The organism is Streptomyces sp. NPDC017448 (genome assembly GCF_044330565.1).
Lineage (GTDB): Bacteria > Actinomycetota > Actinomycetes > Streptomycetales > Streptomycetaceae > Streptomyces.
The window spans coordinates 1-23,910 of sequence record NZ_JBIRLM010000014.1; the positions used below are offsets into that span (position 1 = coordinate 1).

Here is a 23,910-nt window from a genome sequence, read left to right on the forward strand (position 1 = left end):
GCAGGCGCGAGGCTCATCGCCGTGCCCGGGTGGCCGTTTCCGACTTTCTGTACGGCGTCCGCGGCGAGAACACGGGCAGTGTCCACGGCCCGCTGGTCCACATCGGTCCACTGGAGGTCTGCGGTGGTCGGCTTGATGCTCACCCTGAGTCAGGGCTCCTCTCGACAGGTCAGAAGTCGGGCTGCCGGGTACGGTGGTGCCGGCGTGCGGGGGCCTTCTCGCAGTCTGGGAGAAGGCCGCCCCGTGTCGACGTGCTCTCCGGGTCGGCTGGTCGGGCGTGCGGCCGGCAGGGACGCCGTAGCCTCGTGGAGGCGGCCGCGTCGATGCCTCCCAGATGCCCCTCCGGTTGATTGTTAACGCTCACAAGATGGTTCGGCAAGGGGCTCTCGCACTTTGGTCGGCCTTGGGGGCCGAGGCGGCCCTTGGCGTTCTTGCCCCGGAGCCGTGTTCCGGGAAGCCCGTTCCGTCGGCCGGCGGGGCGGCGGCCGTGTGGTGTTGGCCGTGTCGAGGTCATGGTGCCGGGTACGCCCGAACCGTCGGCGCCGATGGAGCGCGCCTCGAAGGGCGCCCCGTGCTCGCCCCGCCCGTGGTGCCGATCCTGCCTGTCGGAGTGGAGGCGGCATCCCGGGGTGCGGGCGGGCAGGTGTTCTTGCGCAGGGTTCGCGGTCGGTCGGTGCCTCTGCGTCCGGCGGGATCTTCCGTCTGCGGCCGGCGGGGAAAGAGAGGCCTGGGCCCGAGGTCGGCACGCCACGGCTGCGTTGCGGGAGCCGCACTGCGCGGGAAGGCGGCGCGGCGCCCGGCTTCCGCGGCGGAGCTGGAAGCGCCTCCCGGAGTCGTGCGGCTGAAAGCCGCTCACCGCAGGTGGGAGCCGCTCGGTGAGGAAGGTGCCGGGAGGGGCCGGTTCGCGGCGGCCTCCGTGATGGCCGCGGGGGAGTCGCTGCGGGTAGGTCGAGCGCCTTTACCGCCGAGCGTCTGTCCATCCCGGTGCGGGGAACGCGACCCGTTCGGCTGATGCGCGCGTGTACGCGCCGCAGGTGCGGACGGGCGCCGGAGGTCGCCGGCCTCGCCGGGCCTCCCGAGGGGCCGGCCGTCGACCGGTTCCTCCGCCGCCGGCCGGCCGGGGTGGCTCGGCGGCGCCGCGGGGTCGTCGGACCTTTTCGCGCCGCACGCCCCCGGGCGCGCTCGGGGGAGGTGCAGGGAGTCGCGGGTGCCGCGCCCGAGGCGCCGTCCGGCGGGCGGGCCGCCCGCGGCACCGGTGGGCGGGCTCTGCCGGATGCCCCGCTTTTGCCCCCTTCGCCCTGTGGGCGGGCATGCGCGGTCGCGAGAAAAAAGGCCGACTCCTCTTGTACTGGGGTGATGCGAGCGCTAACAATCAAGCTCGGCCAAGCTGTAGGACCCGACCGCCTCCGCGACGAAGCCCCCCGTGGCGCGAGAAGAGCACTGCCGCCGCCGCTGCCCTTCGGGACAGAAGCACCCTCAACGACGAGATTGCCAGGTAACGCCCATGACGAACTCCCGAGCCGCATCCACTCTCCTCGCCGCGACCACCAGTTGCGTCCTGCTCCTGACGGCCTGTGGGCAGAACAGCGAGGGAGGAAGTGAGGAGTCGAAGGACAAGAAAGACCTCACCATCGGGATCTCCATGCCCACCAAGTCCTCCGAACGGTGGATCGCGGACGGCGCCAACATGACCGCGGGCCTGAAGAAGAGCGGCTACCTCACCAACCTGCAGTACGGGGAGGACGATCCGGACCAGCAGGTCGCCCAGATCGAGAACATGATCACCCAGGGCGTCGACGCCCTGGTCGTGGCGGCCATCAACGGTGAGGCGCTCTCCAACGTTCTGCAGCAGGCGGCGGACGCCCGCATCCCGGTGATCTCCTACGACCGGCTCATCCTGGGATCCCCGCACGTCGCCTACTACGCCTCCTTCGACAACGAGAAGGTCGGCAAGCTCCAAGCCACCTACATCGTCGAGAAGCTGGGTCTGAAGGACGGCTCGAAGAAGGGCCCCTTCAACATCGAGCTGTTCGCCGGCTCCAACGACGACAACAACACCAAGTACTTCTTCAACGGCGCCATGGAGGTGCTGAAGCCCTACCTGGACAAGAAGCAGCTCGTCGTACGCTCCCGGCAGACCCGGCTCGCCCAGGTCACCACGTTGCGCTGGGACGGAGGCACGGCGCAGAAGCGCATGGACGACCTGTTGACCTCCGCCTATTCCACGGCCCGGGTCGACGCTGTGCTGTCCCCGTATGACGGCATCTCGATCGGTATCCTGTCCGCCCTGAAATCCGACGACTACGGAAGCGCGGCCAAGCCCCTGCCGATCGTCACGGGCCAGGACGCGGAGGTCGCCTCCGTGAAGTCGATCATCGCGAATCAGCAGACCCAGACCGTCTACAAGGACACCCGCGCACTGGCGAAGGTCGCCGCGAACATGGTGACCGCTGTCCTCGAGGGCAAGAAGCCCGAGGTCAATGACGACAGCACCTACGACAACGGCGAGAAGGTGGTTCCGGCCTACCTGCTCGACCCGGTCAGCGTCGACAAGGCGAACTACCGGAAGGTTCTGGTGGACTCCGGCTACCTCAAGGCCGAGGAGCTCCGTTGAGCTCCGCCGCAGACGGTACGTCCTCGTCCTCGCCAAGGCGTCCGGACGGCCCCGTGCTGGAAATGCGGGCCATCGTCAAGACCTTCCCCGGCGTCCGGGCCCTGTCGGAAGTGACCCTGTCCGTGAAGCGCGGCGAGGTCCACGCTCTGTGCGGAGAGAACGGCGCCGGCAAGTCGACGCTGATGAAGGTCCTGTCCGGCGTGCATCCGCACGGGACCTACGAGGGCGAGATCCTCTTCGACGGTGAACCGTGCCGCTTCAAGGACATCAGGGCCAGTGAGCGGCACGGCATCGTCATCATCCATCAGGAACTCGCGCTCGTCCCCTACCTGTCCATCGCCGAGAACATCTTCCTCGGCAACGAGCCGTCGCGACGAGGGATCATCGACTGGCACGAAGCGCTGAGGCGTGCCACCGCGTTGCTGCGGCGCGTCGGTCTCGACGAGCGCCCCGAGACCCGGGTGGCCGACATCGGCGTCGGCAAGCAGCAGCTGGTGGAGATCGCGAAGGCGCTGGCGAAGGACGTCCGGCTGCTGATCCTCGACGAACCCACTGCCGCCCTCAACGACGAGGACAGCGCGAAACTGCTGGCCCTGATGCGGGAACTGAAGGGCCAGGGCATCACTTCCATCATCATTTCGCACAAGCTCAACGAGATCGCGCAGATCGCCGACTCCGTCACCATCCTGCGCGACGGACGCTCCATCGAGACCTTGGACGTCAGGGATCCGGCCACCACCGAGGACCGCATCATCCGGGGCATGGTGGGGCGGAGCCTGGACAGCCGCTTCCCCGACCGCACCCCCTACACGGGCCCGGCCGACGTCGACCCGGTCCTGGAGATCCGGGACTGGACCGTACGCCACCCCCTGGACCCCAGCCGCAAGGTCGTCGACCGGGTCTCGCTCCAGGTCCGGCGCGGTGAGATCGTCGGCGTCGCGGGGCTGATGGGCGCGGGCCGGACGGAACTCGCGATGAGCGTCTTCGGCCGTTCCTACGGCCGCTACGAGCAGGGGAGCGTTCTCAAGGACGGTCGAGTGGTGGGCACCCGCACGGTTCCCGAAGCGGTGGCCCACGGCATCGCGTACGTCACCGAGGACCGCAAGCACTACGGCCTCAACCTGGAGGACTCCGTAAGCCGGAACATCTCGCTCGCGTCCCTCCGTACGCTCGCCCGACGGGGCGTCGTCGACGCCCACGAGGAGCGCAGAGTCGCCGAACGGTACCGGCGGACCATGGGCATCAAGGCTCCGAGCGTCCTCGAACCGGTCGGCCGGCTTTCCGGCGGCAACCAGCAGAAGGTCGTTCTCAGCAAGTGGATCCTGGCCGGACCCGACGTACTCATCCTCGACGAACCCACCCGCGGCGTCGACGTGGGGGCCAAGTTCGAGATCTACACCGTGATCGACCGACTCGCCGCCGAAGGCAAGGCGATCCTCCTCATCTCCTCCGAGCTGCCCGAGCTGCTGGGCATGTGCGACCGGGTCTACACCATGGCGGCCGGCAGGTTGACCGGCGAAGTCACCCGTGAGGACGCCACCCAGGAAGTGCTGATGCGGCACATGACGCAGGACGTTCCCGCACCGTCGGCAGTCGGCGCAGCCACCCCCGCCCCCAACGAAGGACATCAGGAATGAGCACCCCCGCCCCCACGAAGTCGACCGCTCCGGCGCCCCGGGGGGACGGCGCCGCCCCGCCCGCCGGGGCCCCTGTGGCTCGCGCGCTTCTGGACGGCATCCGGCGGAACATGCGCCAGTACGGAATGCTCCTCGCGCTCGGTCTGATCGTGCTCCTGTTCCAGGTCTGGACGGGAGGAGACCTCCTGTTGCCGCGCAACGTCTCCAACCTGGTGCTGCAGAACAGCTACATCCTCATCCTGGCCATCGGCATGATGATGGTCATCATCTCCGGGCACATCGACCTGTCGGTGGGCTCGTTGATGGCCCTGGTGGGCGGCGTGGGGGCCGTGCTCATGGTCGAGCACCACCTCTCCTGGCCCGTCGCGGTGATCCTCGCCCTCCTGCTGGGGGCCGTCGCGGGCGCGCTTCAGGGGTTCTTCATCGCGTACGTGGGCATACCGTCGTTCATCGTGACCCTCGCCGGCATGCTTCTGTTCCGGGGGCTCACGGAGATCTTCCTCCAGGGCCAGACGCTCGGCCCCTTTCCGGAAGGACTGCAGAAGATCGCCAACGGCTTCCTGCCGGAAGCCGGGCCGCAGACCAACTACCACAACCCGACCCTCCTTCTCGGCCTGGGGCTGATCGCCTTCGTCGTGTTCCAGGAAGTTCGGGACCGCCGCCGGCAGCGGGAGTTCGCCCTGGAGCCGCTCCCCACCAGCCTCTTCGCGCTGAAGGTGACGGCCCTGGCCGCCGCCGTCCTGGTCACGACCCTGCTGCTGGCCAGCTACAAGGGCGCTCCTGTCGTCCTCCTGATCCTGGCCGTGCTGCTGGTCGGCTTCGGCTACGTGATGCGCAACGCGGTGATCGGCCGCCACGTGTACGCGGTGGGCGGAAACCTGCCCGCCGCGAAACTGTCCGGGGTCAAGGACAAGAAGGTGACCTTCGCGGTGTTCCTCAACATGGGAATGCTCGCGGCGCTCGCCGGGCTCGTGTTCGCGGCCCGCTTCAACGCGGCCTCGCCCAAGGCGGGCGTGAACTTCGAACTGGAGGCCATCGCCGCCGCGTTCATCGGCGGGGCCTCGATGAGCGGTGGCGTGGGGACCGTGACCGGCGCCATCATCGGCGGCCTGGTCCTGGGCGTGCTCAACAACGGCATGAACCTGGTCGGGGTGGGGACGGACTGGCAGCAGGTCATCAAGGGCCTCGTGCTGCTCGCCGCGGTCGGATTCGACGTGTGGAACAGGCGCAGAGCGGGCGTCTGACTCCACTTCCGGCGGCTGTGCCCCCCGGTCGACGACCGGGGGGCACAGCCGCCGGGGCATGGGGCGGGATCAGCCGCGGACCCCGAAACGCAGGACCGTCATCGACCGGTACTCCTCTCCGGGCCGGAGCACCGTGGACGGGTCGCCGGGGCGGTTCGGGGAGTCGGGGAAGTGCTGGGTCTCCAACGCGACCCCGGCCCCCGCCCCATAGGGTGTTCCGCTTTTGCCGACAACGGTTCCTTCGAACTGTCCGCCCGTGTAGACCTGCAGGCCGGGTTCGGTGGTGAACACCTCCATGCGCCGGCCGGTGACCGGCGCATGGAGGACGGCTGCCCGGCGCAGAGTGCCGTCGCCGCCCGAGGCCAGTACGAAGTTGTGGTCGTACCCCCCGCCCACCGCCATGGGCCGGCGGCCGGGGCGGGCCAGCGCCTCGGAGAGCCTGAGCGGCCGTCGGAGGTCGAACGCGGTGCCGGAGACGGGGAGGTGCTCCCCGTGCGGGAGGAGGTCTCCGTCGACCGGCGTGTAGTGGGAGGCGTCGACGGTCAGCTCGTGGTCGAGAACGGTGCCGGCGCCCTCGCCCTCGAGGTTGAAGTAGGCGTGGTTGGTGAGGTTGACCGGCGTGGCGGCGTCGGTGACCGCTGCGTAGGTGAGGGTGAGTTCGTCGTTCCGGCCTATGAGGTAGCCGACGGTGGCGTCCAGGTTTCCCGGAAAGCCTTGATCGCCGTCAGGGCTGCGGAGGTGCAGGAGCACGCCGGTCCGCTCCGGAGTGTGCACGCTCTCGGCTTCCCAGGTCCGGGTGTCGAACCCGTCGGTTCCACCGTGCAGGCAATGGCCGTTCTCCTGCGTGGTCAGCTGGTACGGCGTGCCGTCCAGGGTGAACCGGCCGTGGGCGATGCGGTTGGCGTAGCGGCCGACCGTGGCGCCGAAGTACCGGGCCGCGGCGGTCGTCTCGCCGGGGTCGCGCGGCGCGAGGACGACATCGGCCGTACGACCGTGCCGGTCCGGCGCCCACAGTCCGTGGAGGCGGGCGCCGTGGGTGTGCACTTCCGCCGTGAGCCCCCCGGCGAAGCCGAAGGTCCAGCGTTGCCCGGCTGCCGGGTCGGGGCGACAGACCGGAGGGCCTCCCGTGAAAGGGGGCGGGGACGGGTTCATGGGGCTCCTTGACCACAGCGGGACGCGACCGGAGAGGGGCGCGGGGGTGGCGGCGTACCCGCTGCGACAGCAGTAGGGATGATCAGAGGTCTGCCGAGTGCCTCGGCGCGCTGGAGTCGACGTGAAGGTCCGCCCGGCCGAGCGGCCTGTGCCGGAGAGGCAATCGGTCCGTGCCACCCCTGCTTCGGTCGAACGGCGACGCGTTCGGCAGTGCCGGCGGCCGGGTGGCCGGTGCCGCTCGCGGACAGGGAAGGCTCCGTGCGGGCGCGAAGAAGGCGAAGGCGGGGCACGTCGAATCCCCGCACCGGCCACTCGTGCCTGTTAACGATAACAAGCCATGTGTAGCTCCACCAGTGCCCATCGTGACGCCCTTGCGCGGTGTGAGGCTCGCCTCTCGGGTGTCCTGCCGGCCTGCCCCTTGACGCGCCTTCGTGCCGGCGCGGCGGAAGGGTTCGAGCGGGATGCGGGCTTCTCGCCCGGCGGGAGCGCGCGTGTACATGCGCGAGAACTCGGGGCTCGTGGCGGGCGGGGGGGTATCGGGGTGTTTGTGCTGACGCGTCGGCGACAAGTTCCGCGGCTGCCCTGTACGGGTGGCGCAAGAGTCTTGAGCCCGCCCATAGTTAGCGCTCACAATCTGGGTGAGCAGTCGTGTGACGCCTTCGCTCGGCGGTGCGCAGCCGACCGGTCGCCCGGCCTTCTCCGCACGAACGACACCTTCGTCGACCCCGACCGGCGCCCTCCGGCGCCATGACTCGGAGGATCCATGTCCCGCAGAAGTTCCCGCCCACGCCTCAGGCTCGGCCTGACGGTCACCGCGGTCCTGGTCACGACAGCCGTCCTGCCGGTCCCCGCCCACGGCGGGACGCCCATCACCGACTACGCCATCACGGTGGACCCGAGCAAGCAGGGCGCCGCGATCGACGACACCATGTACGGGTTGTTCCTGGAGGACATCAACCGGGCCGCCGACGGAGGCCTGTACGCCGAACTCGTACAGAACAGGTCCTTCGAGTACTCCGCCGTCGACAACCGGGCCTACACCCCGTTGACCGCCTGGGACGTCGACGGCACCGCCACGGTCGTGAACGACGGCGGCCGCCTCCATCCGAACAACCGCAACTACGCCCGGGTGGCGGCGGGCACGACCCTGACCAACTCCGGCTACAACAGCGGGCTGTCGCTGAAAGACGGGGCGAAGTACGACTTCTCGGTGTGGGCCCGCGCCGAGGCCGGAACCACCCTCGCCCTCACGCTCAAGGACGCGGGCGGGGCACTGGCCACGGTCCGGCAGACGGCCGTGGCGGGCGGCTGGAAGCAGTACCGCGCCACGTTCACCGCGACGCGCACCACCACGACCGGGCGGCTGGCCGTCACCTCGTCCGCCGCCGCGGCCTTGGACGAGGTCTCCCTCTTCCCCCGTGACACGTACAAGAAGCAGCCCGGTGGCCTGCGCAAGGACCTCGCGGAGAAGCTCGCCGCGCTGAACCCCGGCTTCCTCCGCTTCCCCGGGGGCTGCCTGGTCAACACGGGCTCCATGGAGGACTACAGCGAGGCGTCCGGCTGGCAGCGCGCCCGTTCCTACCAGTGGAAGGACACCATAGGCCCCGTCGAGCAGCGGGCTACCAACGCCAACTTCTGGGGCTACAACCAGAGCTACGGCCTCGGTTACTACGAGTACTTCCGCTTCGCCGAGGACATGGGAGCGATGCCGCTTCCGGTGGTGCCCGCCCTGGTCACCGGCTGCGGTCAGAACCGGGCCGTCGTCGACGAGACGTTGCTGAAGCGGCACATCCAGGACACCCTGGACCTCATCGAGTTCGCCAACGGGCCGACGACGTCCACCTGGGGGCGCAAGCGCGCCGCGATGGGGCACCCGGAGCCGTTCGGGCTGACCCACGTGCAGGTCGGCAACGAGGAGAACCTGCCCCGGGAGTTCTTCGAGCGCTTCACGAAGTTCCGTACGGCCATCGAGGCGAAGCATCCGGGGATCACGGTGGTCTCCAACTCCGGACCCGCCGCGTCCGGCGCGACCTTCGACACCCTGTGGCAACTCAACCGGGACGCCGGCGTCGCCATGGTCGACGAGCACTACTACAACAGCCCGCGGTGGTTCATGGAGAACAACCAGCGCTACGACTCCTACGACCGCTCCGGCCCCAAGGTCTTTCTCGGTGAGTACGCCTCCCGGGGCAACACCTTCGGCAACGGTCTTGCCGAGGCCGCGTTCATGACCGGTCTGGAGCGCAACGCGGACATCGTCAAGCTCGCCTCCTACGCGCCCGTCCTCGCCAACGAGGACTACGTGCAGTGGCGTCCCAACCTGATCTGGTTCAACAACCGCGCGTCCTGGGGCTCGGCCAACTACGAGGTCCAGAAAATGTTCATGAACAACACGGGTGACCGGGTCGTTCCCTCCCGGGCCACCTCCACCCCCTCCGTCAGCGGCCCCATCTCCGGGGCCGTCGGCCTCTCGACGTGGGCGACGGCCGCCTCGTACGACGACGTCCGGGTGACCGCCGCGGACGGCAGAACCCTCCTGACCGACGATTTCTCGGGCCCGGCCTCGGCCTGGACCCACACCGGCGGCGGCAGCTGGACCGTCCAGGACGGCCAGTACGCCCAGAAGGACGTCACCGCCGAGAACACCACCGTCACCGCGGGCGACCGCGCCTGGCGCGACTACGACCTGCGGGTGAAGGCCACCAAGCAGGCGGGTGCCGAAGGCTTCCTGGTCGCCTTCGGCGTCAAGGACACCGGTAACTACTACTGGTGGAACCTCGGAGGGTGGGGCAACACCGCGCACGGGGTCGAGCGCTCCGACAACGGCGCGAAGACGACCCTGCTCAGCAAGCCCGGCACCATCGAGCCCGGACGCGCCTACGACATCGAGGTCAAGGTCCGCGGACGCCAGGTGACCCTTTACCTGGACGGCGAGGAGTGGGGGTCTTTCACCGACGACCAGGTGGCCGAACCGTTCCGTCAGGTCGTCACCCGGGACCGGACGACCGGTGACCTGATCGTGAAGGTCGTGAACGCCCAGGCGGCCGAGGCACGCACAAGCGTCGACCTCGGCGGAGCGCGGGTGGCGTCCCGGGCGCGGGTGACGACCCTGGCGGCCGACCCGTCCGCCGAGAACAGTGAGACAGCCACTCCCGTGGCCCCCGTGAAATCGATCCTGAACGGGGTCTCGGACCGCTTCACCTACACGTTCCCCGCCAACTCGATCACCTTCCTGAGGATCGCCGCACGGTAGCGCCCGTCGCCCGTGCTCGGGGGGAGGGCTCGAGGCGAGCGCCGCTTGCCGGGGCGGTCCAGTGCGGGCTGCCCCGGCCGGTGCAGCGGGGGCGCCCGCCGGCTGGGTGCCGTACCCGGTGGTGCTCGGTGCGCGGGCGGGAGGACCGCTCGCGGGCGCCCACGGTGAGCGCACGGGGGACCGGGGCGGGTCCGACGACGGCAGCCTGGTCGGAACGCAGGCCGCCGCGATCGGCGTCACCCTGCCGACGGCGGCCTGCGTCGCCCGGCGGACGCCCTGGTCCTGACGGGGGTGATGCGGGGCATCGCTCCCGGAGACCCGGGGTCCTGGGCGGCTTCCGGCCGGAACTACGGGGCGGACAAGGGCGTGACGGCGACCTGGTCGATCACCGGTGCGTACGGGGACCGCTGGTCGTACTGGTTGTAGGTGTCCCCGTCGAAGTCCGGCAGTTCGTCAGCGGTGAACGACAGCCGGTTCGTGCCCTGTCGGAGGGTGACCGGGACGGACAGTTCCCAGAAGTTGTTGAAGTGGAAGGTGGTGGGGAACAGCAGGCGGCGGCCGGCCGCACCGTTGACGGACAGATCCGCGTGGCGGGCGACAGGGTCGGGGTTGTAGTGAGTGGCGGGCGCCTGTTCGGCGTTGGAGTAGCGGATGGTCAACGCGTGCCGACCGGCCCTGGCGGCCGTCACGTCGAGGGTGAGGGCGTTGGCCTTTCCGCTGCCGATGTCGGTGACGGCCTTGCCGCCGGTGGCGAAGGTGTGGGCGGTGGTCACCTTGGCCGCGCCGGTCACGGAACCGTTCTCGGCCTGGTGGACGACGGGCTTCAGCGTGCCCTGCGACTTCACGACCCGCAGCCGGTCGAGGACCGGAGCACCCGACGTACCGGTCAGTGTGATCTTGTTGACGCCGCCGGACAGGAAGAGCTTGACCGTGTTCGTGCCCTTCCCCGCACCTCCGACGGCGGGCAGGTTCGCCTTCTCGCCGTTGACGGTCAGGCTCGCCAGTCCGCCCCCCAGGTGATCGACGGAGACAGTGGTTTCGCCGTCGGCGGGCGAGTGGACCCAGAACGTCGTGGAGGCGCCGTTGCCCAGCGGCACCACACCCGGTCCGGAGGCGCCCGTGCGGGTGTAGACGGGGCCGGTCCCGTTGACCGCGGCGAACTCGGCCTCGTACACCGCGGGTCGCACGACCGCGTCGCGCAGGCTGAGGTCCAGCTTGTCGATGATGGCGTCGCCCTGGGTGGCGCCGAGCTCGGGGTCCTGGGCGGCGAGAGTGATCCGGTGCCGGCCGGCGGTCAGCCGCACCGCGGTGTCGGTGTGGCCCCACACCACCCACTTGTAGCCCAGGGGCAGCCGCAGCTCCTGCGGGTCCTCGCCGTCGACGCGCAGGAAGACGTTGGTCGGTCCCTGCTCCTTCACCAGGCTGTACTGGTTGTAGGAGTTGGCGAAGACGTTCAGGTCGTACGTGCCGTCCTGCGGGACATCGACGTCGAAGGCGAGGACCCCGTTGGAGCCGGTGCGCAGGCCGCCCACGTTGTACGCCCCGGAGGTGGCGAACTTGCCGACGTCCCGGGGCGTCCCCTCCGGGCCGTTCCTGGAGTAGCCGCTGCCGGTGTACGTGGCGTTCTCCGCCTCGTACGTCTTGCGCCAGCTCACCGAGGGCACGGCCGGTGCGCCGGCGGCGGCGCCGGGGGAGAGGATGACCTGGTAGGCCGACATCTCGTTCATGTCCCGCATCGGCAGGGTCACCGAGCCGTCCGCACCCACCTCGGCCTTTCGGTCCGCCAGCCGCAAGGGCTGCGCCGAGTCGCCGACCTGCCCGGTCCAGGGGATCTCCTGCACGGCGGCGTGCACGGTCGTTCCGAACAGCTTGGGGTCGACGTTGCGGAAGACGACATCCGCGTCCCCGCTCTTGCCGCCGAAGACCGCCCGTGACTGCCGCTTGCCCCTGTCGAGGGTCGCCACGCCCTGGAGCGTGTACTGCACGTTCGGGTGGGGGGCGGTCACCTTCACCGTCCGGCCGGACATCTGGCCGTAGGCGTTGAACAGCCACCACTGGCCGTTTCCCCTGTTGGCCTCCACGGCGGAGTCGTTGAGGTTGCCGTCCATGTTCCAGTACGCCAGGTCGGCGTCGATCTTCGACTCCTCGATGGCGGAGACCCACTGGACGACCTGGCCGGGCACCGAGAGGTGGTAGTTGTGGCCGTACTCGTTGACGTTGACCGGCAGCGGTCCGATCCCCGTCTCCTTCTCCCAACTCCGGTACTTCGCCACACTCGTGCGGACGGCGGCGGGCGAGGACAGCTCGTGCCAGGTCATCACGTCCGGCACCACGTCGTGGGCCTTGGCGTAGGCGAGGAAGCCCTTGACCTGGTCGAAGAGCTGCGAGGTGTTGGGGCCCGCGATGCGCGCGTCGGGGTCGAGGCTCTTGATCAGGTGGTAGACCTCCTTCCACGCGGCGAAGAACTGCTCCGGCCGGTCCAGCCAGTTGACGTTGCCGTAACTCCAGGGGCCCGTGCCGAACATGTTCCCCTCGGGCTCGTTGAACGGCACGTACACGACGTGGTCCCGGTAGTCGCCCATGGTCTTGACCTGGCGGACCTGTTCGGTGATCTTCTTCTTGAAGTCCGCGAGCCGGGCGGGGCCGTCGGAGCCCGGCCACTGGTAGGGGAAGCCGCGGTAGATGTCGGTCATGTAGATGTAGACGTCCTTGCCGCGCGAGTCCACGAACGGCGGCAGTATCTCCAGCGCGTCCGCTCCCGGATGCTGCGGTCCGTCCTGCGCCTTCGTGGACACCGTCCGCAGGTGCATGCCCTCGATGAGGTTGCGGCTCGGCACGCCGTCGCCGTACACCCCGTACAGGGACCCGGCGGCGCCGCCGTGGAAGGCGCCGGTGTCGGCGGCGAGGTCGATGTCGAGTCGTTCCGGCTGTACCGCTCGTGCCGTTCCGGCTGTGGGGCCGGCGACCAGGGCGGTCAGGACCGCCGTCGCTGCGGCGGCCGCTGCCGTCACTTTCGTTCTTCGCACTGAGGGCCTCCAAGGGTCCGTGCGTCAGGAGGAGGGGGGAAGTGAATCGGTTCGACTCTTTCGAACCCCGAGGGCCGCACGTGACTGGGGGTGCTTCGGGGGTTCTTCGGGTGGCCGCCACCGGGGCCGACGGCCGAGATGCGGGGCCCGGCTCGAACCGGTTCGAGAGAAGCTAGCATCGGCGAAATCGGGCGGGCAATACACGTGCGGCAGGAAGTCGACCGTCGATCGGAGGCGGTGTCCGGGGATTGTCGAGGGCGCCCTGCGTGAAGTGTTGACAGCCGGGGGAGTGCTCCCTACCTTCCTTCACAGCGAACCGGTTCGACGACCCGGACGCCCCTCCTTTCCTCTCCAGCTCTCACGGCCGGGCGGCGCTGCCGCACCGCGAGAAGCGAACCGGTTCACCCAAGGAGTCGCCGTGAACATAGGTGAAATCGCCGAGCGGGCCGGTGTCTCACGAAGCACCGTGTCCTACGCGCTCAGCGGCAAGCGCTCCGTGTCCGAGGAGACGCGCCAGAAGATCCAGCGGGTCATCGATGAGCTGGGGTACCGGCCCAACGCCAGCGCCCGGGCTCTCGCCAACGGGCGGACCAGCACGATCGGCCTCGTCTTCCCCCCGGCGGGAAACCACTACACCGGGATGCAGTTGGACTTCATCGGCAGTGTGGTGGAGGCCGCCGCGACGCACGACTACGACGTCCTGCTGTCACCGAGCGGTGTGGACAGCGACCGTTCGTTCCAACGTCTGCTGGGGGAGCGGCGGGTGGACGGCGCCATCCTGATGGAGATCAGGCTGGAGGACGACCGGGTCGATCACCTGACCGCGCTGAACTTCCCCTGGGTCGCCATCGGCCGCACCGTCCACCCGGAGGGCGGCTGGTGGGTCGGGCTGGACCACACCGCGCTGGCCGCGGCGTGCGTGCGCCACCTCGCGGACCTCGGCCACCGCACGGTCGCCTTCGTCAACCGGCCCGAGAACCTGCTGCGCGCAGGGTACGAGTCCGCCCGCCGCGGGCTGGACGGGTTCACCAAGGCGGCCGCCGAGCGCGGGCTGACGGTACGGACGTACTGCTGCGGCGACGACGCCGCATCGGGCCAGGCGTGCCTGGAGCAGATCCTGCGCGACGAGCCGGGGACGACCGCCCTGGTCACGTTGAACGAGGCGGCGCTCGGCGGCATCTACCGAGGACTCGCCCAAGCGGATCGCCACGTCCCGCGCGACTTCTCGGTGACCGGAGTGGTGGCCGGCCGATGGGCCGAGACGGTGACCCCCCAGCTCACCGCGGCGGACGTGCCGGCGGAGGAGATGGGCCGGCGGGCCGTCGAACTCCTCATGGAACGCCTCGATCAGCCGGACGCGACGCCCCGCCACCACCTCCTCGTGCCGCCGATCTCCCTGCGGGCCAGCACCGGGCCCGCAGGCGTGGCCCCCAGGGCCGAGGACCAGGCCCCCGCACCCCGGACCTGACACCGCACCGCCGCACTCGCCCCACGCTTCGTCCCACGGTGCTTCGTCCCGTCGGCCCGTGGCCGCTCCGCATGCCCCTGTCCCCCCGCGTCGCCTCCACGCGCACCCGTGCCCAGAGCTCGATCCGTGCCAAGAACTCTCGACCCGTGCCAAGAACTGAGGAACCGTCATGCGCAGATTCTCCGGCCGCCGCCTTACCGCGGCGGTGGCTCTGTCGACCCTGGTCACCGTGACCGGCGCCGCCTGCTCCGCCGATCCGGGCGGTGCGGCCGCCGACGACGGCACGTACACCGTCTGGGATCCCTACCCGCAGTTCGACAAGAAGTCCGTCTGGGCGAAACTGCTGGACGACTGCGGCGCCGAGGCCGGTGTGAAGGTCAAGCGGACGGCCTTCGACACGAGCGACCTCTCCAACAAGGCGCTGCTGGCGGCACAACAGGACAACTCGGCGGACGTCCTCATCGTCGACAACCCCGTGGTGTCGACCCTCGCCGAGGCAGGCGTGCTGACCACGACCGACGAGAACCAACTCGACACCTCCGCGGTGGACGGCAACCTGCTGGCGGCCGGTCAGTCGGGCGGCAAGACGTACGGCACACCGATCGGCGCCAACACCCTGGCGCTGTACTACAACAAGGACGTGCTGAAGAAGGCCGGCGTGGACGTCTCCTCCGTCAGGGACTGGGAGTCGCTGACGGCAGCCCTGGAGAAGGTCGAGCAGTCCGGAAAGAAGGGCATCACCTTCTCGGCCATCGGCACGGAGGAGGGCAGCTTCCAGTTCCTGCCGTGGTTCTGGGGAGCGGGCGCGAAGCTGACCGCCCTCGACTCCGCCGAGGCGACCGCCGCGCTGTCCCTGTGGCAGGGATGGCTGGAGAAGGGGTACGCGCCCGACTCCGTCATCAACAACACCCAGACCACCAGCTGGCAGGAGTTCGCGAGCGGTGACTACGCCTTCGCCGAGAACGGCACCTGGCAACTCGCCAACGCGGAGAAGACCGGCTTCGACTACGGCGTCCTCCCCCTTCCCGCCGCCCGGGGAGGCACCGCGGCCGCGCCGACCGGCGGGGAGTTCGTCACCGTGCCCGTCCAGGGCGACCCCGGCCGCTACGCCGTCGCCAAGAAGCTGGTGTCCTGCCTGACCAGCACCGAGAACCTCGACACCACTACCACCACCCTGTCGTACGTGGCGCCGACCGGCGAGGCGCAGGCCAAGCAGGCGGCGGCGAACCCCGCCCTGAAGCCCTGGATCGAATCCGTCAAGGCCGCCAAGGGGCGCACCAGCGACGACCTGGGCACCGACTACCCGCAGATCTCCGAACAGTTGTGGAAGGCGGTCCAGTCCGCTCTCAGCGGTGCGCAGTCGCCGAAGGACGCCCTGGGCGAGGCCCAGTCCGCGGCCAGGTAATCCGGAATCCCGGTGCGTCGAGCAGTCCAGAAACCCGGTGCGCAGATGACTCACACGACACAGCTGCCGGACCGCCGGCCCGCACGTGTCCGGAACGGGGCGGCCGAGGCCGCCCCCCTCCCTCCACGAGCACGACGCCGTCCGTCCTCCCCGCAGTGGGCCGCCTGGGGCTTCCTCGCCCCGGTGGCGCTCTACCTCGTCCTGTTCTACGCCTACCCGCTCTACCGCAACATCGACCTGAGCCTGCGCCACTACACGGTCCGCTCCTTCGTTCAGGGGGACGCGCCGTTCACGGGCCTGACGAACCACCTGACCGTCTTCGAGGACCCGGTCTTCGCGCCGGCCCTCCTGCACACCGCCCTGTTCACCACCGTGTGCCTGGTCTTCCAGTACGCCATCGGACTGGCCCTGGCGGTCTTCTTCAACCAGCACTTCCGGCTGTCGGCAACCCTGCGCGCCCTGTTCCTGGTGCCGTGGCTGCTGCCGCTCATCGTGTCCGCCTCCACCTGGTCGTGGATGCTCAACAGCGACTCCGGCATCGTGAACGCGGCCCTGCACACCGTCGGCATCGGCCCGGTGAGCTGGCTGACCTCACCCTCGTGGTCACTGGTCTCGGTGATCATCGCCAACGTCTGGATCGGCGTCCCCTTCAACCTGGTCGTCCTCCACAGCGGGCTGCAGTCGATCCCCGCCTCGCTGTACGAGGCGGCCGCCCTGGACGGAGCGAACGCCTGGCAGCGCTTCCGGCGCATCACCTTCCCCCTGCTGCGACCGGTCTCCGCGATCACGCTGCTCCTCGGGCTGGTCTACACGCTCAAGGTCTTCGACATCATCTGGATCATGACCAGGGGCGGCCCGGCGAACTCGTCCACCACCCTCGCCACCTGGTCCTACCAGCTCGGATTCGGCAACGCCCTGCCCGCCTTCGGACCCGGTGCGGCCGTCGGCAACCTCCTCGTCGTCACCGCCCTGGTGTTCGGCCTGGTCTACCTGAAGGCCCAGCGAAAGCAGCACGCCCCATGACCGCCACGCTCACCCCCCGACCGCGTCGCAGCCGAAGCCGCTGGTGGAAGACGGCCGTGGGCGCCGCCCTCACCGCCGTCATGCTCTTCCCCGTCTACTGGATGCTCAACGTCTCCTTCACCCGCGACCAGGCCATGCGCGAGAGTCCGCCGGACCTGTTCCCCGTACGGGGCACGCTGGACGGCTACCGAAGGGTCGTCGAGGAGCAACTGCCCTACCTCGCCACCAGCTTCCTCATCGGCCTGGCGACCGTGGTGCTCACCGTGGCCCTCGCCGCGCCCGCCGGTTACGCCCTGGCCAAGCTGCGCCCCCGGGGCGGCGGCATCCTGTCCTTCGTGCTGCTGGCCGCCCAGATGATCCCGGGCATCATCATGGCGATGGGCTTCTACGCCGTCTATCTCAGCCTCGGGATGCTCCAGTCCCTCCCGGGCCTGATCATCGCGGACTCCACCCTGGCCGTGCCGTTCGCCGTGCTCATCTTCACCGCCTTCATGTCCGGCCTCCCCCGCGAACTGATCCAGGCGGCCACCATGGACGGAGCCGGCGCCCTGCGCACCTTCTGGTCCATCGTCCTGCCCATGAGCCGCAACGCGGTGGTCACGGTGTCCCTGTTCACGTTCCTGTGGTCCTGGTCGGACTTCGTCTTCGCCAGCACCCTGGTCAGCGGCGGCCCCCACGAGCCCATCACCCTCGGCATCTACCACTACATCGGCAACAACAACCAGGAGTGGAACGCCATCATGGCCACCGCCGTCGTCGCCTCCGTACCGGCCGCCGTCATCCTCGTCCTGGCACAGCGCTACGTGGCCGCCGGCGTCACCGCCGGCGCGGTCAAGGACTGAGAGCTCCCCGCAGGAACACCACCTTCCGCTCCCTCAGGGCCCCGCCGTCCCCGCGCGGGACGGCCGGCGCCTCCTGTCCGAGAAACGAGTCCCCTCCATGACCGCCGCCCGACCCGGCCCCGCCTTCTCCGTCCACGACATCCCGTTCAGCACCTACGGCTCCTGGTTCGGCATCTCGCCCGTGGTGGCGGAGAACACGCACGCCGAAGACCTCCACCTCGTCTCCCACCAGACCGGTATGCACGCCGTCCTGCGCCTGACGCCCATGGACGCGAAGGGCGGGCGCGCCCCGACCCGGATCGAGGCGGCCCCCGACCGGCTCAGCTGGGTCGGTCACGCAGGGCGCGTCGACCTCGCCTACGAGTCGCCCGACACCGTACGGCTGCGCGGCAGCGGCCTGGGCCTGCGCGTCCTTGCGGCAGCGCGGGATCTGACCCCGTTCAGCGGCACGTACTTCTACCAGGAACCGCACGCCGACGCGTACGTCTTCACCTCCTACGAGACCGGCCGGCGCTACCGGATCACCCTCCTGTCCGGGGTCGCGACCCGGACGGCCGGGCCACAGGCCCTCGGCAGCGCCGACCGCGGCGTCACGATCGACGCCGCCGAGGGGGGGAGCTGGGAGATCGCGGTCGAGGAGTACGAGACCGCCCGCCGCCCCTACGTCTCCCCGGGGGCCTTCGACCAGGTCGTGGACGTCGCCCGCGCCGCCTTCACGAACTTCTGCGATGCCGTCGCGCCGTGGCGCTCGGCCGACACCCCGGCCGCCGAACTCGCCGCCTACGTGCTGTGGTCCGCGACCGTCCGGCCGAAAGGCTTCGTGACCAGGACCGCGGTCCTCATGTCCAAGCACTGGATGGACAAGGTGTGGAGCTGGGACCACTGCTTCAACGCCCTCGCCCTCGCTCCGGGAGCCCCGGAACTCGCCTGGGACCAGTTCGCGCTGCCCTTCGACCACCAGGACGGGAGCGGGGCCCTGCCGGACTCCGTCACCCACTCCGAAGTACTGCACAACTTCGTCAAACCCCCCATCCACGGATGGGCCTTCCGTCACCTGCGCCGCCGCCTCGCAGAAGAGGGCGACCCGGCCCGGCTCGCCGACGCGTACGACAGACTCTCCCGCTGGACGGAGTTCTGGCTCACCGCACGCCGCGCCCCGGGCGCGGCCCTGCCCCACTACGAGCACGGCAACGACAGCGGATGGGACAACGCCACCACCTTCGATCCCGAGCGCGTCGTCGTCACCGCCGATCTCGCCGCGTTCCTCGTCCTCCAACTGCGCGTCCTGGCCGACGTGGGGCAGGAGCTGGACCGCCTCGACGACGCCCGCCGATGGACCCGGGCGGCCGACCGGACGCAGGCGGCGATGTTCGACGAGCTGTGGGCCGACGACCGTTTCGTCGCCCGCTCGGCCGACGGCGGCACCACGTGGGGCAGCTCCAGCCTCCTGGACCTGATGCCGATCGTGCTGGGGGAGCACCTGCCCGATGACATCAGTGCCGCACTGGCACACCGGCTGGAGAGGCACCTGACCGAACACGGCCTGGCAACCGAGCACCCCGCCTCACCGCACTACCTCTCCGACGGCTACTGGCGCGGACCGATCTGGGCCCCCTCCACCGTGCTCATCGAGGACGGACTGCGTCGCGCAGGGCACCACCGCCTGGCCGACGACATCAGCGCCCGCTTCCGCGCGCTGTGCGAGACCTCCGGCTTCGCGGAGAACTTCGACGCCCTCACCGGCCGCGGCCTGCGCGACCGCGCCTACACCTGGACCGCCAGCGGCTACCTCCTCCTCGCCGAGGCGTACGAACTGCGCAGGACCGAGCCGGCCAGGACCGTTGAGGTGTGAGAGGGCCCGCCCGGTTCCCCGGACGAGTGGGTTTCCCCGCTGACCCGGCGTGGCGGGGGTCCGGTTACCGCGGCCCGTCACCGGGGGGCCGGGGCACGTGGATGGCGAGGACGGCGGTGTCGTCGTCCACGCCGGCGCCGAAGGTGTCGAGCAGGTCGCGGACCGCGCCGATGGTGTCCGAAGCGGTGGTGGGGGCCAGGGAGCGTGCGAAGTCGAGGAAGGCGTCGTCGCCGTAGCGCTCTGTGCCGCCGGTGGTGGCGTGGGTGTGGGCCTCGGTGAGGCCGTCGGTGTGCAGGAGCAGGGTGTCGCCGGGGGCGAGGCGGATCTCGGTGGTGACGATCTCCGGGTCGGGCAGGACGCCGATGAGCTGGCCGCCGGGGGTGGGCAGGAAGTCGGCGGTCCCGTCGGCACGCATCAACAGGGCCGGGGGGTGGCCGCCGCTGGCCAGGACGACGTGGAAACCGCCCCGGCTCTCGTCGGGGGTGAGCAGGCCGAAGACGACGGTGCAGAAGCGGGGGTCGGCCCCCTGGTACTCGTGGTTGAGGACCGTGTTGAGGTTGCCGAGGACGGCGGCCGGGTCGGGGTCGTAGACGGCGGCGGCGCGCAGGGTGTAGCGGGCCAGGGAGGTGACGGCCGCCGCGGCGGCGCCCTTGCCGCACACGTCGCCGAGGAACAGCCCCCAGGTGCCGGAGTTCAGGGGGAAGAGGTCGTAGAAGTCCCCGCCGACCTCGTCGGCCGAGGCGACGTGGTAGTGCGCGGAGACGTCCAGCCCCGGAACGTTCGCCAGCGCCGGCGGCAGCAGGGTCTTCTGGAGAGTGGTGGTCAGGGTCCGGAGCCGGGCGTGTTCCCGGTCGGCTTCCTGGCGGGCGCGCAGCAGCTCGGTCTCGTAGGCGCGCCGGTCGCGGGCGTCGAAGACGGTGGTGCGGACCAGCAGGGGCTCTCCGTCGTCGCCCGTCTTCACCGTCGAGGTGGTCAGGACCGGTATGCGGGCGCCGTCGGCGGCCCTCAGCTCCAGAGCGATGCCGTTGACCTCGCCCTGCATGCGCAGCAGAGGAGCGAAGTGGGTCTCGTGGTAGAGCCGCCCGCCGACGGTGAGGAGGTCGGAGAAGTGCTGGCGGCCCACCAGGTCCTCGCGGCGGCGGCCGAGCCAGTTCAGCAGGGTGGCGTTGATCTTGACGATCCTGCCGTCCAGCAGGGTGGAGAGGTAGCCGCAGGGCGCGTTCTCGTACAGGTCCTCGATGCTGTCCTCGAGCAGGGCGGAGAACTGCGCCCGTTCGAGGGCCGACTCCGCGTCCCGCTCCGTGCGGCCTTCTCCCGGGCCGCCGGTCCCGCACATCACCGGACGGCTCCCGCGAAGGCGGCGATGGCCGCCGCGGTCTCCTCGGGAGCGGCGAGCTGGGGGCAGTGGCCGGTGGCGTTCAGCGTGATCAGCCGGCTTCCCGCGATCCGCGCGTGGACGAAGGCGCCCACCTCCGGCGGGGCGATCGCGTCCTGGGAACACTGGGCGACCAGCGTGGGGACCTCCACCCCGGCGAGGTCGGAGCGGTTGTCGGACAGGAAGGTCACCCGGGCGAAGACCCGCGCGATCTCCGGATCGGTGCGGCAGAAACTGTCGGTCAGCTCCTCGCCCAGCTCCGGCCGGTCCGGGTTGCCCATGATCACCGGGGCCATCGCGCCCGACCAGCCCAGGTAGTTCGCTTCCAGCGATTCCAGCAGCTCCTCGATGTCCGCGGCGCTGAACCCGCCCCGGTAACCGGCGTCGGGGTCGTCGACGAAACACGGCGAGGGCGCCAGCAGCACGAGTCCGGCGAACGCGTCCGGCTCCCGCGCGGCGGCCAGCACCCCCATCATCGCGCTCACCGAATGCCCCACGAAGGTCACCGGCCCGAGGTCCAGCTCCCGGCACAGCTCCAGTACGTCGTCGACGTAACCGTCCAGCGAGCCGTAGCGCTCCGCGCTCCACGCCGACAGGTCGGAGTTCCCCGCCCCCACGTGGTCGAAGCGGACCACCGTGAAATCGCGCTCCAGCACCGGCGCCACCAGACGCCACAGGTTCTGGTCGCAGCCGAACCCGTGCGCCAGCACCACCACCGGAGCGCCGGCCGGCCCGGTCACCGTCACATGGTTCCTGCGCCGTACGTCCATACCGCCATCCTCGCAGACGATCCCGGAAGCGTCCGGAGCGTTCCGGCGTCGCGCGACCGGGCCCGCCCGGACGGCGGTGAGGGCCGAGCCCCGGTCCTCACCCGGCCGCTCCACCGCTTCCCGGCCGGTACGCCGCCCGGCTGCCGCTCATGGCGACGGCCGCCCCCGGGGACGTGGTGGGCGGGGCCGCCCGCGCCGGGACGGTTCGATGGATGTGTTCCCCGCGGCGCCCGCGCTCGTACCCGCCGAGGGCGCGGGCCCCACCGGTGGCGGTAGCGTGATCGGCTGCCGCATGGAGGGTCCATGTGTCCGGCCGGTCCGCTCGAAGGGGCCCGCCGGCGAGCGAGGGGACCGTGATGAGCGAACCGGCGAAGCCCGAGGTCGAAGTTCCGGAAGGGGCCGCGCCCGACGTGCTGACGGTGCGGGACCTCGTGGTCGGGGAGGGGCCCGAAGCGCGGCCGGGCACCGTCGTCCAGGTGCACTACGTCGGCGTCACGTTCGCGTCCGGGAGGGAGTTCGACTCCTCCTGGGAACGGGGCCGTCCGTTCAAGTTCGCGGTGGGCGGCGGCAAGGTCGTCAAGGGCTGGGACCGGGGCGTGAGGGGGATGCGGGTCGGCGGCCGGCGCGAGATCATCGTTCCGCCGCGACTCGGCTACGGCAGGCAGTCGCCCACCGCGTCGATCCCGCCGGACTCGACGTTGATCTTCGTCGTGGACCTGCTCACCGTCGCCGGCCCGCCCACCCGGGCGCGGCCCGGCGGGCCCGGCTCCGCCTGACGCGTCCGGGCCGGACCCGGCCGTACCCCTCCGCCCCCCGCGTCCGCCCCGTCCCGACGGGCCCGGCTCCGCGGCGACGCCCTCCCGGCGCGGCGCGGGCTCCTTCCGGCCGGGTGTTTCACGGAGCGTGCCGGGGGAACCCGGCTTTCCCGTTCGCGAACACCGGCGAGGAAGGAGCGGGACCGTGCGCGCATTGACGTATCAGGGAAAGCGGGACGTCCGGGTGGAGACGGTCCCGGATCCGCGGATCCAGGACCCGACGGACATCATCGTCCGGGTCACGTCCACCGGGATCTGCGGGTCCGACCTCCACCTCTACGAGGTGCTCGGGCCGTTCCTCGACCCGGGCGACATCCTGGGGCACGAGCCCATGGGGGTGGTGGAGGAGGTCGGGCCCGAGGTGACCGCCCTCGCCCCGGGGGACCGGGTCGTGGTCCCCTTCAACGTCTCCTGCGGCCGCTGCTACATGTGCGAGCAGGGGCTGCACTCCCAGTGCGAGACCACCCAGGTGCGGGAGTACGGCACCGGCGCGTCCCTGTTCGGGTACACCAAGCTGTACGGGCAGGTGCCCGGCGGGCAGGCCGAGTACCTGCGGGTGCCCTTCGGCAACGACCTGCCCGTCAAGGTGCCGCACGGCCCGGCCGACGACCGGTTCGTCTACCTCTCGGACGTCCTGCCCACCGCCTGGCAGGCCGTGGAGTACGCGGCCGTCCCGCCCGGCGGCAGCGTCACCGTCCTCGGCCTCGGCCCGATCGGCGCCATGGCCGCCCGGATCGCCCTCCACCGGGGCGCCGGCCTCGTCATCGGCGTCGACCTCGTCCCCGACCGCCTCGACCGGGTGAGCGCGTACGGCGCCACCTGCCTCGACCTCCGCCGCCACGGCAAGAACCTCGGGGACGCCGTCCGCGACCTCACCGACGGGCGCGGTACGGACGCGGTGATCGACGCCGTCGGCATGGAGGCCCACGGCGCGCCGCTGGCCAAGGCCGCGCACACGGCGGTCGGCCTGCTGCCCGACGCGGTCGGCCGGCGCCTCATGGAGACGGCCGGGATCGACCGGCTCACCGCCCTGCACACGGCGATCGACCTGGTGCGCAGGGGAGGCACGATCTCCCTCTCCGGGGTGTACGGCGGCGCCGCCGACCCGATGCCGCTGCTGACCATGTTCGACAAGCAGATCCAGCTCCGCATGGGGCAGGCCAACGTCAGGCGCTGGGTCGACGACCTGCTGCCGCTGCTGGTCGACGGGGATCCGCTGGGCGTGGACTCCTTCGCCACCCACCACCTGCCGCTGGAGGAGGGGCCGAAGGCGTACGAGACGTTCCAGAAGAAGGCCGACGGCATGATCAAGACCCTGCTCATCCCCTGACGCCCGCGGCAACCGGCAGCCCCGACAGCTTCGGCGCCCGGCGGCTCCGGTGCCCGGCAGCCCGGCTCCCTGCTCCGGGAGCGGCGCACCCCGCCGCCTCGACG

General features: G+C 70.5%; 17 protein-coding genes. 12 read left to right on the forward strand and 5 right to left on the reverse strand.

What is annotated here, in order from left to right; genetic code table 11:
• On the reverse strand, window positions 1-143 hold a 143-nt coding region (locus ACH4K1_RS22155), incomplete at its 3' end, for a hypothetical protein (protein WP_398091130.1).
• 1,361 nt (window positions 144-1,504) lie between these two features.
• Between ACH4K1_RS22155 and chvE the strand changes: the two genes are divergently transcribed.
• From chvE to mmsB, 3 genes are all read left to right on the forward strand, one after another.
• Window positions 1,505-2,614 carry a multiple monosaccharide ABC transporter substrate-binding protein gene (chvE, locus tag ACH4K1_RS22160; RefSeq protein ID WP_398090996.1) on the forward strand — a complete coding sequence of 370 codons (1,110 nt, stop codon included), beginning with the start codon at window positions 1,505-1,507 and terminating at the stop codon, window positions 2,612-2,614.
• Window positions 2,615-2,676: 62 nt separating this feature from the next.
• A complete protein-coding gene (gene mmsA, locus ACH4K1_RS22165) occupies window positions 2,677-4,251 on the forward strand; it encodes a multiple monosaccharide ABC transporter ATP-binding protein (protein WP_398091131.1) in 1,575 nt (524 codons plus the stop codon).
• The gene (gene mmsB, locus ACH4K1_RS22170; protein WP_398090997.1) at window positions 4,248-5,495 is read left to right on the forward strand and encodes a multiple monosaccharide ABC transporter permease; all 1,248 of its coding nucleotides are present in this window, start codon (window positions 4,248-4,250) and stop codon (window positions 5,493-5,495) included. Before mmsA ends, mmsB begins: the two co-directional genes overlap by 4 nt.
• A gap of 69 nt (window positions 5,496-5,564) precedes the next feature.
• On the opposite strand, the gene ACH4K1_RS22175 is transcribed toward mmsB, so the two are convergent.
• Complete coding sequence (locus ACH4K1_RS22175; protein WP_398090998.1) at window positions 5,565-6,647, reverse strand: aldose epimerase family protein; 1,083 nt, start codon at window positions 6,645-6,647, stop codon at window positions 5,565-5,567.
• Between the two features lie 763 nt (window positions 6,648-7,410).
• Between ACH4K1_RS22175 and ACH4K1_RS22180 the strand changes: the two genes are divergently transcribed.
• The gene (locus ACH4K1_RS22180; protein WP_398090999.1) at window positions 7,411-9,900 is read left to right on the forward strand and encodes an alpha-L-arabinofuranosidase C-terminal domain-containing protein; all 2,490 of its coding nucleotides are present in this window, start codon (window positions 7,411-7,413) and stop codon (window positions 9,898-9,900) included.
• A 118-nt stretch (window positions 9,901-10,018) separates the two neighbouring features.
• Window positions 10,019-10,186, forward strand: coding sequence for a hypothetical protein (locus ACH4K1_RS22185; protein WP_398091000.1), 168 nt, complete (start codon window positions 10,019-10,021; stop codon window positions 10,184-10,186).
• Window positions 10,187-10,247: 61 nt separating this feature from the next.
• Here the strand turns inward: ACH4K1_RS22185 and ACH4K1_RS22190 are convergent, their stop codons facing one another.
• A complete protein-coding gene (locus ACH4K1_RS22190; RefSeq protein WP_398091001.1) occupies window positions 10,248-12,911 on the reverse strand; it encodes a cellulosome protein in 2,664 nt (887 codons plus the stop codon).
• A gap of 433 nt (window positions 12,912-13,344) precedes the next feature.
• Between ACH4K1_RS22190 and ACH4K1_RS22195 the strand changes: the two genes are divergently transcribed.
• The 5 genes from ACH4K1_RS22195 to ACH4K1_RS22215 all read left to right on the forward strand — a co-directional run bounded on the left by ACH4K1_RS22195 (window position 13,345) and on the right by ACH4K1_RS22215 (window position 19,516).
• Entirely contained in the window at window positions 13,345-14,394 is a 1,050-nt protein-coding gene (locus tag ACH4K1_RS22195; protein WP_398091002.1) for a LacI family DNA-binding transcriptional regulator, read from the forward strand.
• A 169-nt stretch (window positions 14,395-14,563) separates the two neighbouring features.
• Window positions 14,564-15,799, forward strand: a complete 1,236-nt coding sequence (locus ACH4K1_RS22200) for an extracellular solute-binding protein (protein ID WP_398091003.1) — start codon at window positions 14,564-14,566, stop codon at window positions 15,797-15,799.
• A gap of 45 nt (window positions 15,800-15,844) precedes the next feature.
• On the forward strand, window positions 15,845-16,822 hold the full coding sequence (locus ACH4K1_RS22205) for a carbohydrate ABC transporter permease (protein WP_398091004.1): 978 nt from the start codon (window positions 15,845-15,847) through the stop codon (window positions 16,820-16,822).
• Entirely contained in the window at window positions 16,819-17,664 is an 846-nt protein-coding gene (locus tag ACH4K1_RS22210; protein WP_398091005.1) for a carbohydrate ABC transporter permease, read from the forward strand. The genes ACH4K1_RS22205 and ACH4K1_RS22210 overlap by 4 nt, the downstream gene beginning before the upstream one ends.
• 97 nt (window positions 17,665-17,761) lie before the next feature.
• Window positions 17,762-19,516 carry an amylo-alpha-1,6-glucosidase gene (locus ACH4K1_RS22215; RefSeq protein WP_398091006.1) on the forward strand — a complete coding sequence of 585 codons (1,755 nt, stop codon included), beginning with the start codon at window positions 17,762-17,764 and terminating at the stop codon, window positions 19,514-19,516.
• A gap of 64 nt (window positions 19,517-19,580) precedes the next feature.
• Here ACH4K1_RS22215 and ACH4K1_RS22220 read toward each other — a convergent pair whose 3' ends face one another.
• Together ACH4K1_RS22220 and ACH4K1_RS22225 are read right to left on the reverse strand one after the other, a co-directional pair.
• A complete protein-coding gene (locus ACH4K1_RS22220) occupies window positions 19,581-20,852 on the reverse strand; it encodes a PP2C family protein-serine/threonine phosphatase (RefSeq protein WP_398091007.1) in 1,272 nt (423 codons plus the stop codon).
• Window positions 20,852-21,661 carry an alpha/beta fold hydrolase gene (locus tag ACH4K1_RS22225; protein ID WP_398091008.1) on the reverse strand — a complete coding sequence of 270 codons (810 nt, stop codon included), beginning with the start codon at window positions 21,659-21,661 and terminating at the stop codon, window positions 20,852-20,854. Before ACH4K1_RS22225 ends, ACH4K1_RS22220 begins: the two co-directional genes overlap by 1 nt.
• 356 nt (window positions 21,662-22,017) lie before the next feature.
• On the opposite strand from ACH4K1_RS22225, the gene ACH4K1_RS22230 reads away from it, so the two are divergent.
• Window positions 22,018-22,437 carry an FKBP-type peptidyl-prolyl cis-trans isomerase gene (locus tag ACH4K1_RS22230; RefSeq protein ID WP_398091009.1) on the forward strand — a complete coding sequence of 140 codons (420 nt, stop codon included), beginning with the start codon at window positions 22,018-22,020 and terminating at the stop codon, window positions 22,435-22,437.
• Between the two features lie 184 nt (window positions 22,438-22,621).
• Complete coding sequence (locus tag ACH4K1_RS22235; RefSeq protein ID WP_398091010.1) at window positions 22,622-23,806, forward strand: zinc-dependent alcohol dehydrogenase; 1,185 nt, start codon at window positions 22,622-22,624, stop codon at window positions 23,804-23,806.
• Window positions 23,807-23,910: the final 104 nt, after the last annotated feature.

What these genes read in the sequence shown, in the direction of transcription:
- chvE (WP_398090996.1), top strand. Translation starts at nt 1,505, where the DNA reads ATGACGAACTCCCGAGCCGCATCCACTCTCCTCGCCGCGACCACCAGT.
- mmsA (WP_398091131.1), top strand. Translation starts at nt 2,677, where the DNA reads ATGCGGGCCATCGTCAAGACCTTCCCCGGCGTCCGGGCCCTGTCGGAA.
- mmsB (WP_398090997.1), top strand. Translation starts at nt 4,248, where the DNA reads ATGAGCACCCCCGCCCCCACGAAGTCGACCGCTCCGGCGCCCCGGGGG.
- ACH4K1_RS22175 (WP_398090998.1), bottom strand. Translation starts at nt 6,647, where the DNA reads ATGAACCCGTCCCCGCCCCCTTTCACGGGAGGCCCTCCGGTCTGTCGC.
- ACH4K1_RS22180 (WP_398090999.1), top strand. Translation starts at nt 7,411, where the DNA reads ATGTCCCGCAGAAGTTCCCGCCCACGCCTCAGGCTCGGCCTGACGGTC.
- ACH4K1_RS22200 (WP_398091003.1), top strand. Translation starts at nt 14,564, where the DNA reads ATGCGCAGATTCTCCGGCCGCCGCCTTACCGCGGCGGTGGCTCTGTCG.
- ACH4K1_RS22205 (WP_398091004.1), top strand. Translation starts at nt 15,845, where the DNA reads ATGACTCACACGACACAGCTGCCGGACCGCCGGCCCGCACGTGTCCGG.
- ACH4K1_RS22210 (WP_398091005.1), top strand. Translation starts at nt 16,819, where the DNA reads ATGACCGCCACGCTCACCCCCCGACCGCGTCGCAGCCGAAGCCGCTGG.
- ACH4K1_RS22215 (WP_398091006.1), top strand. Translation starts at nt 17,762, where the DNA reads ATGACCGCCGCCCGACCCGGCCCCGCCTTCTCCGTCCACGACATCCCG.
- ACH4K1_RS22220 (WP_398091007.1), bottom strand. Translation starts at nt 20,852, where the DNA reads ATGTGCGGGACCGGCGGCCCGGGAGAAGGCCGCACGGAGCGGGACGCG.
- ACH4K1_RS22225 (WP_398091008.1), bottom strand. Translation starts at nt 21,661, where the DNA reads ATGGACGTACGGCGCAGGAACCATGTGACGGTGACCGGGCCGGCCGGC.
- ACH4K1_RS22230 (WP_398091009.1), top strand. Translation starts at nt 22,018, where the DNA reads ATGAGCGAACCGGCGAAGCCCGAGGTCGAAGTTCCGGAAGGGGCCGCG.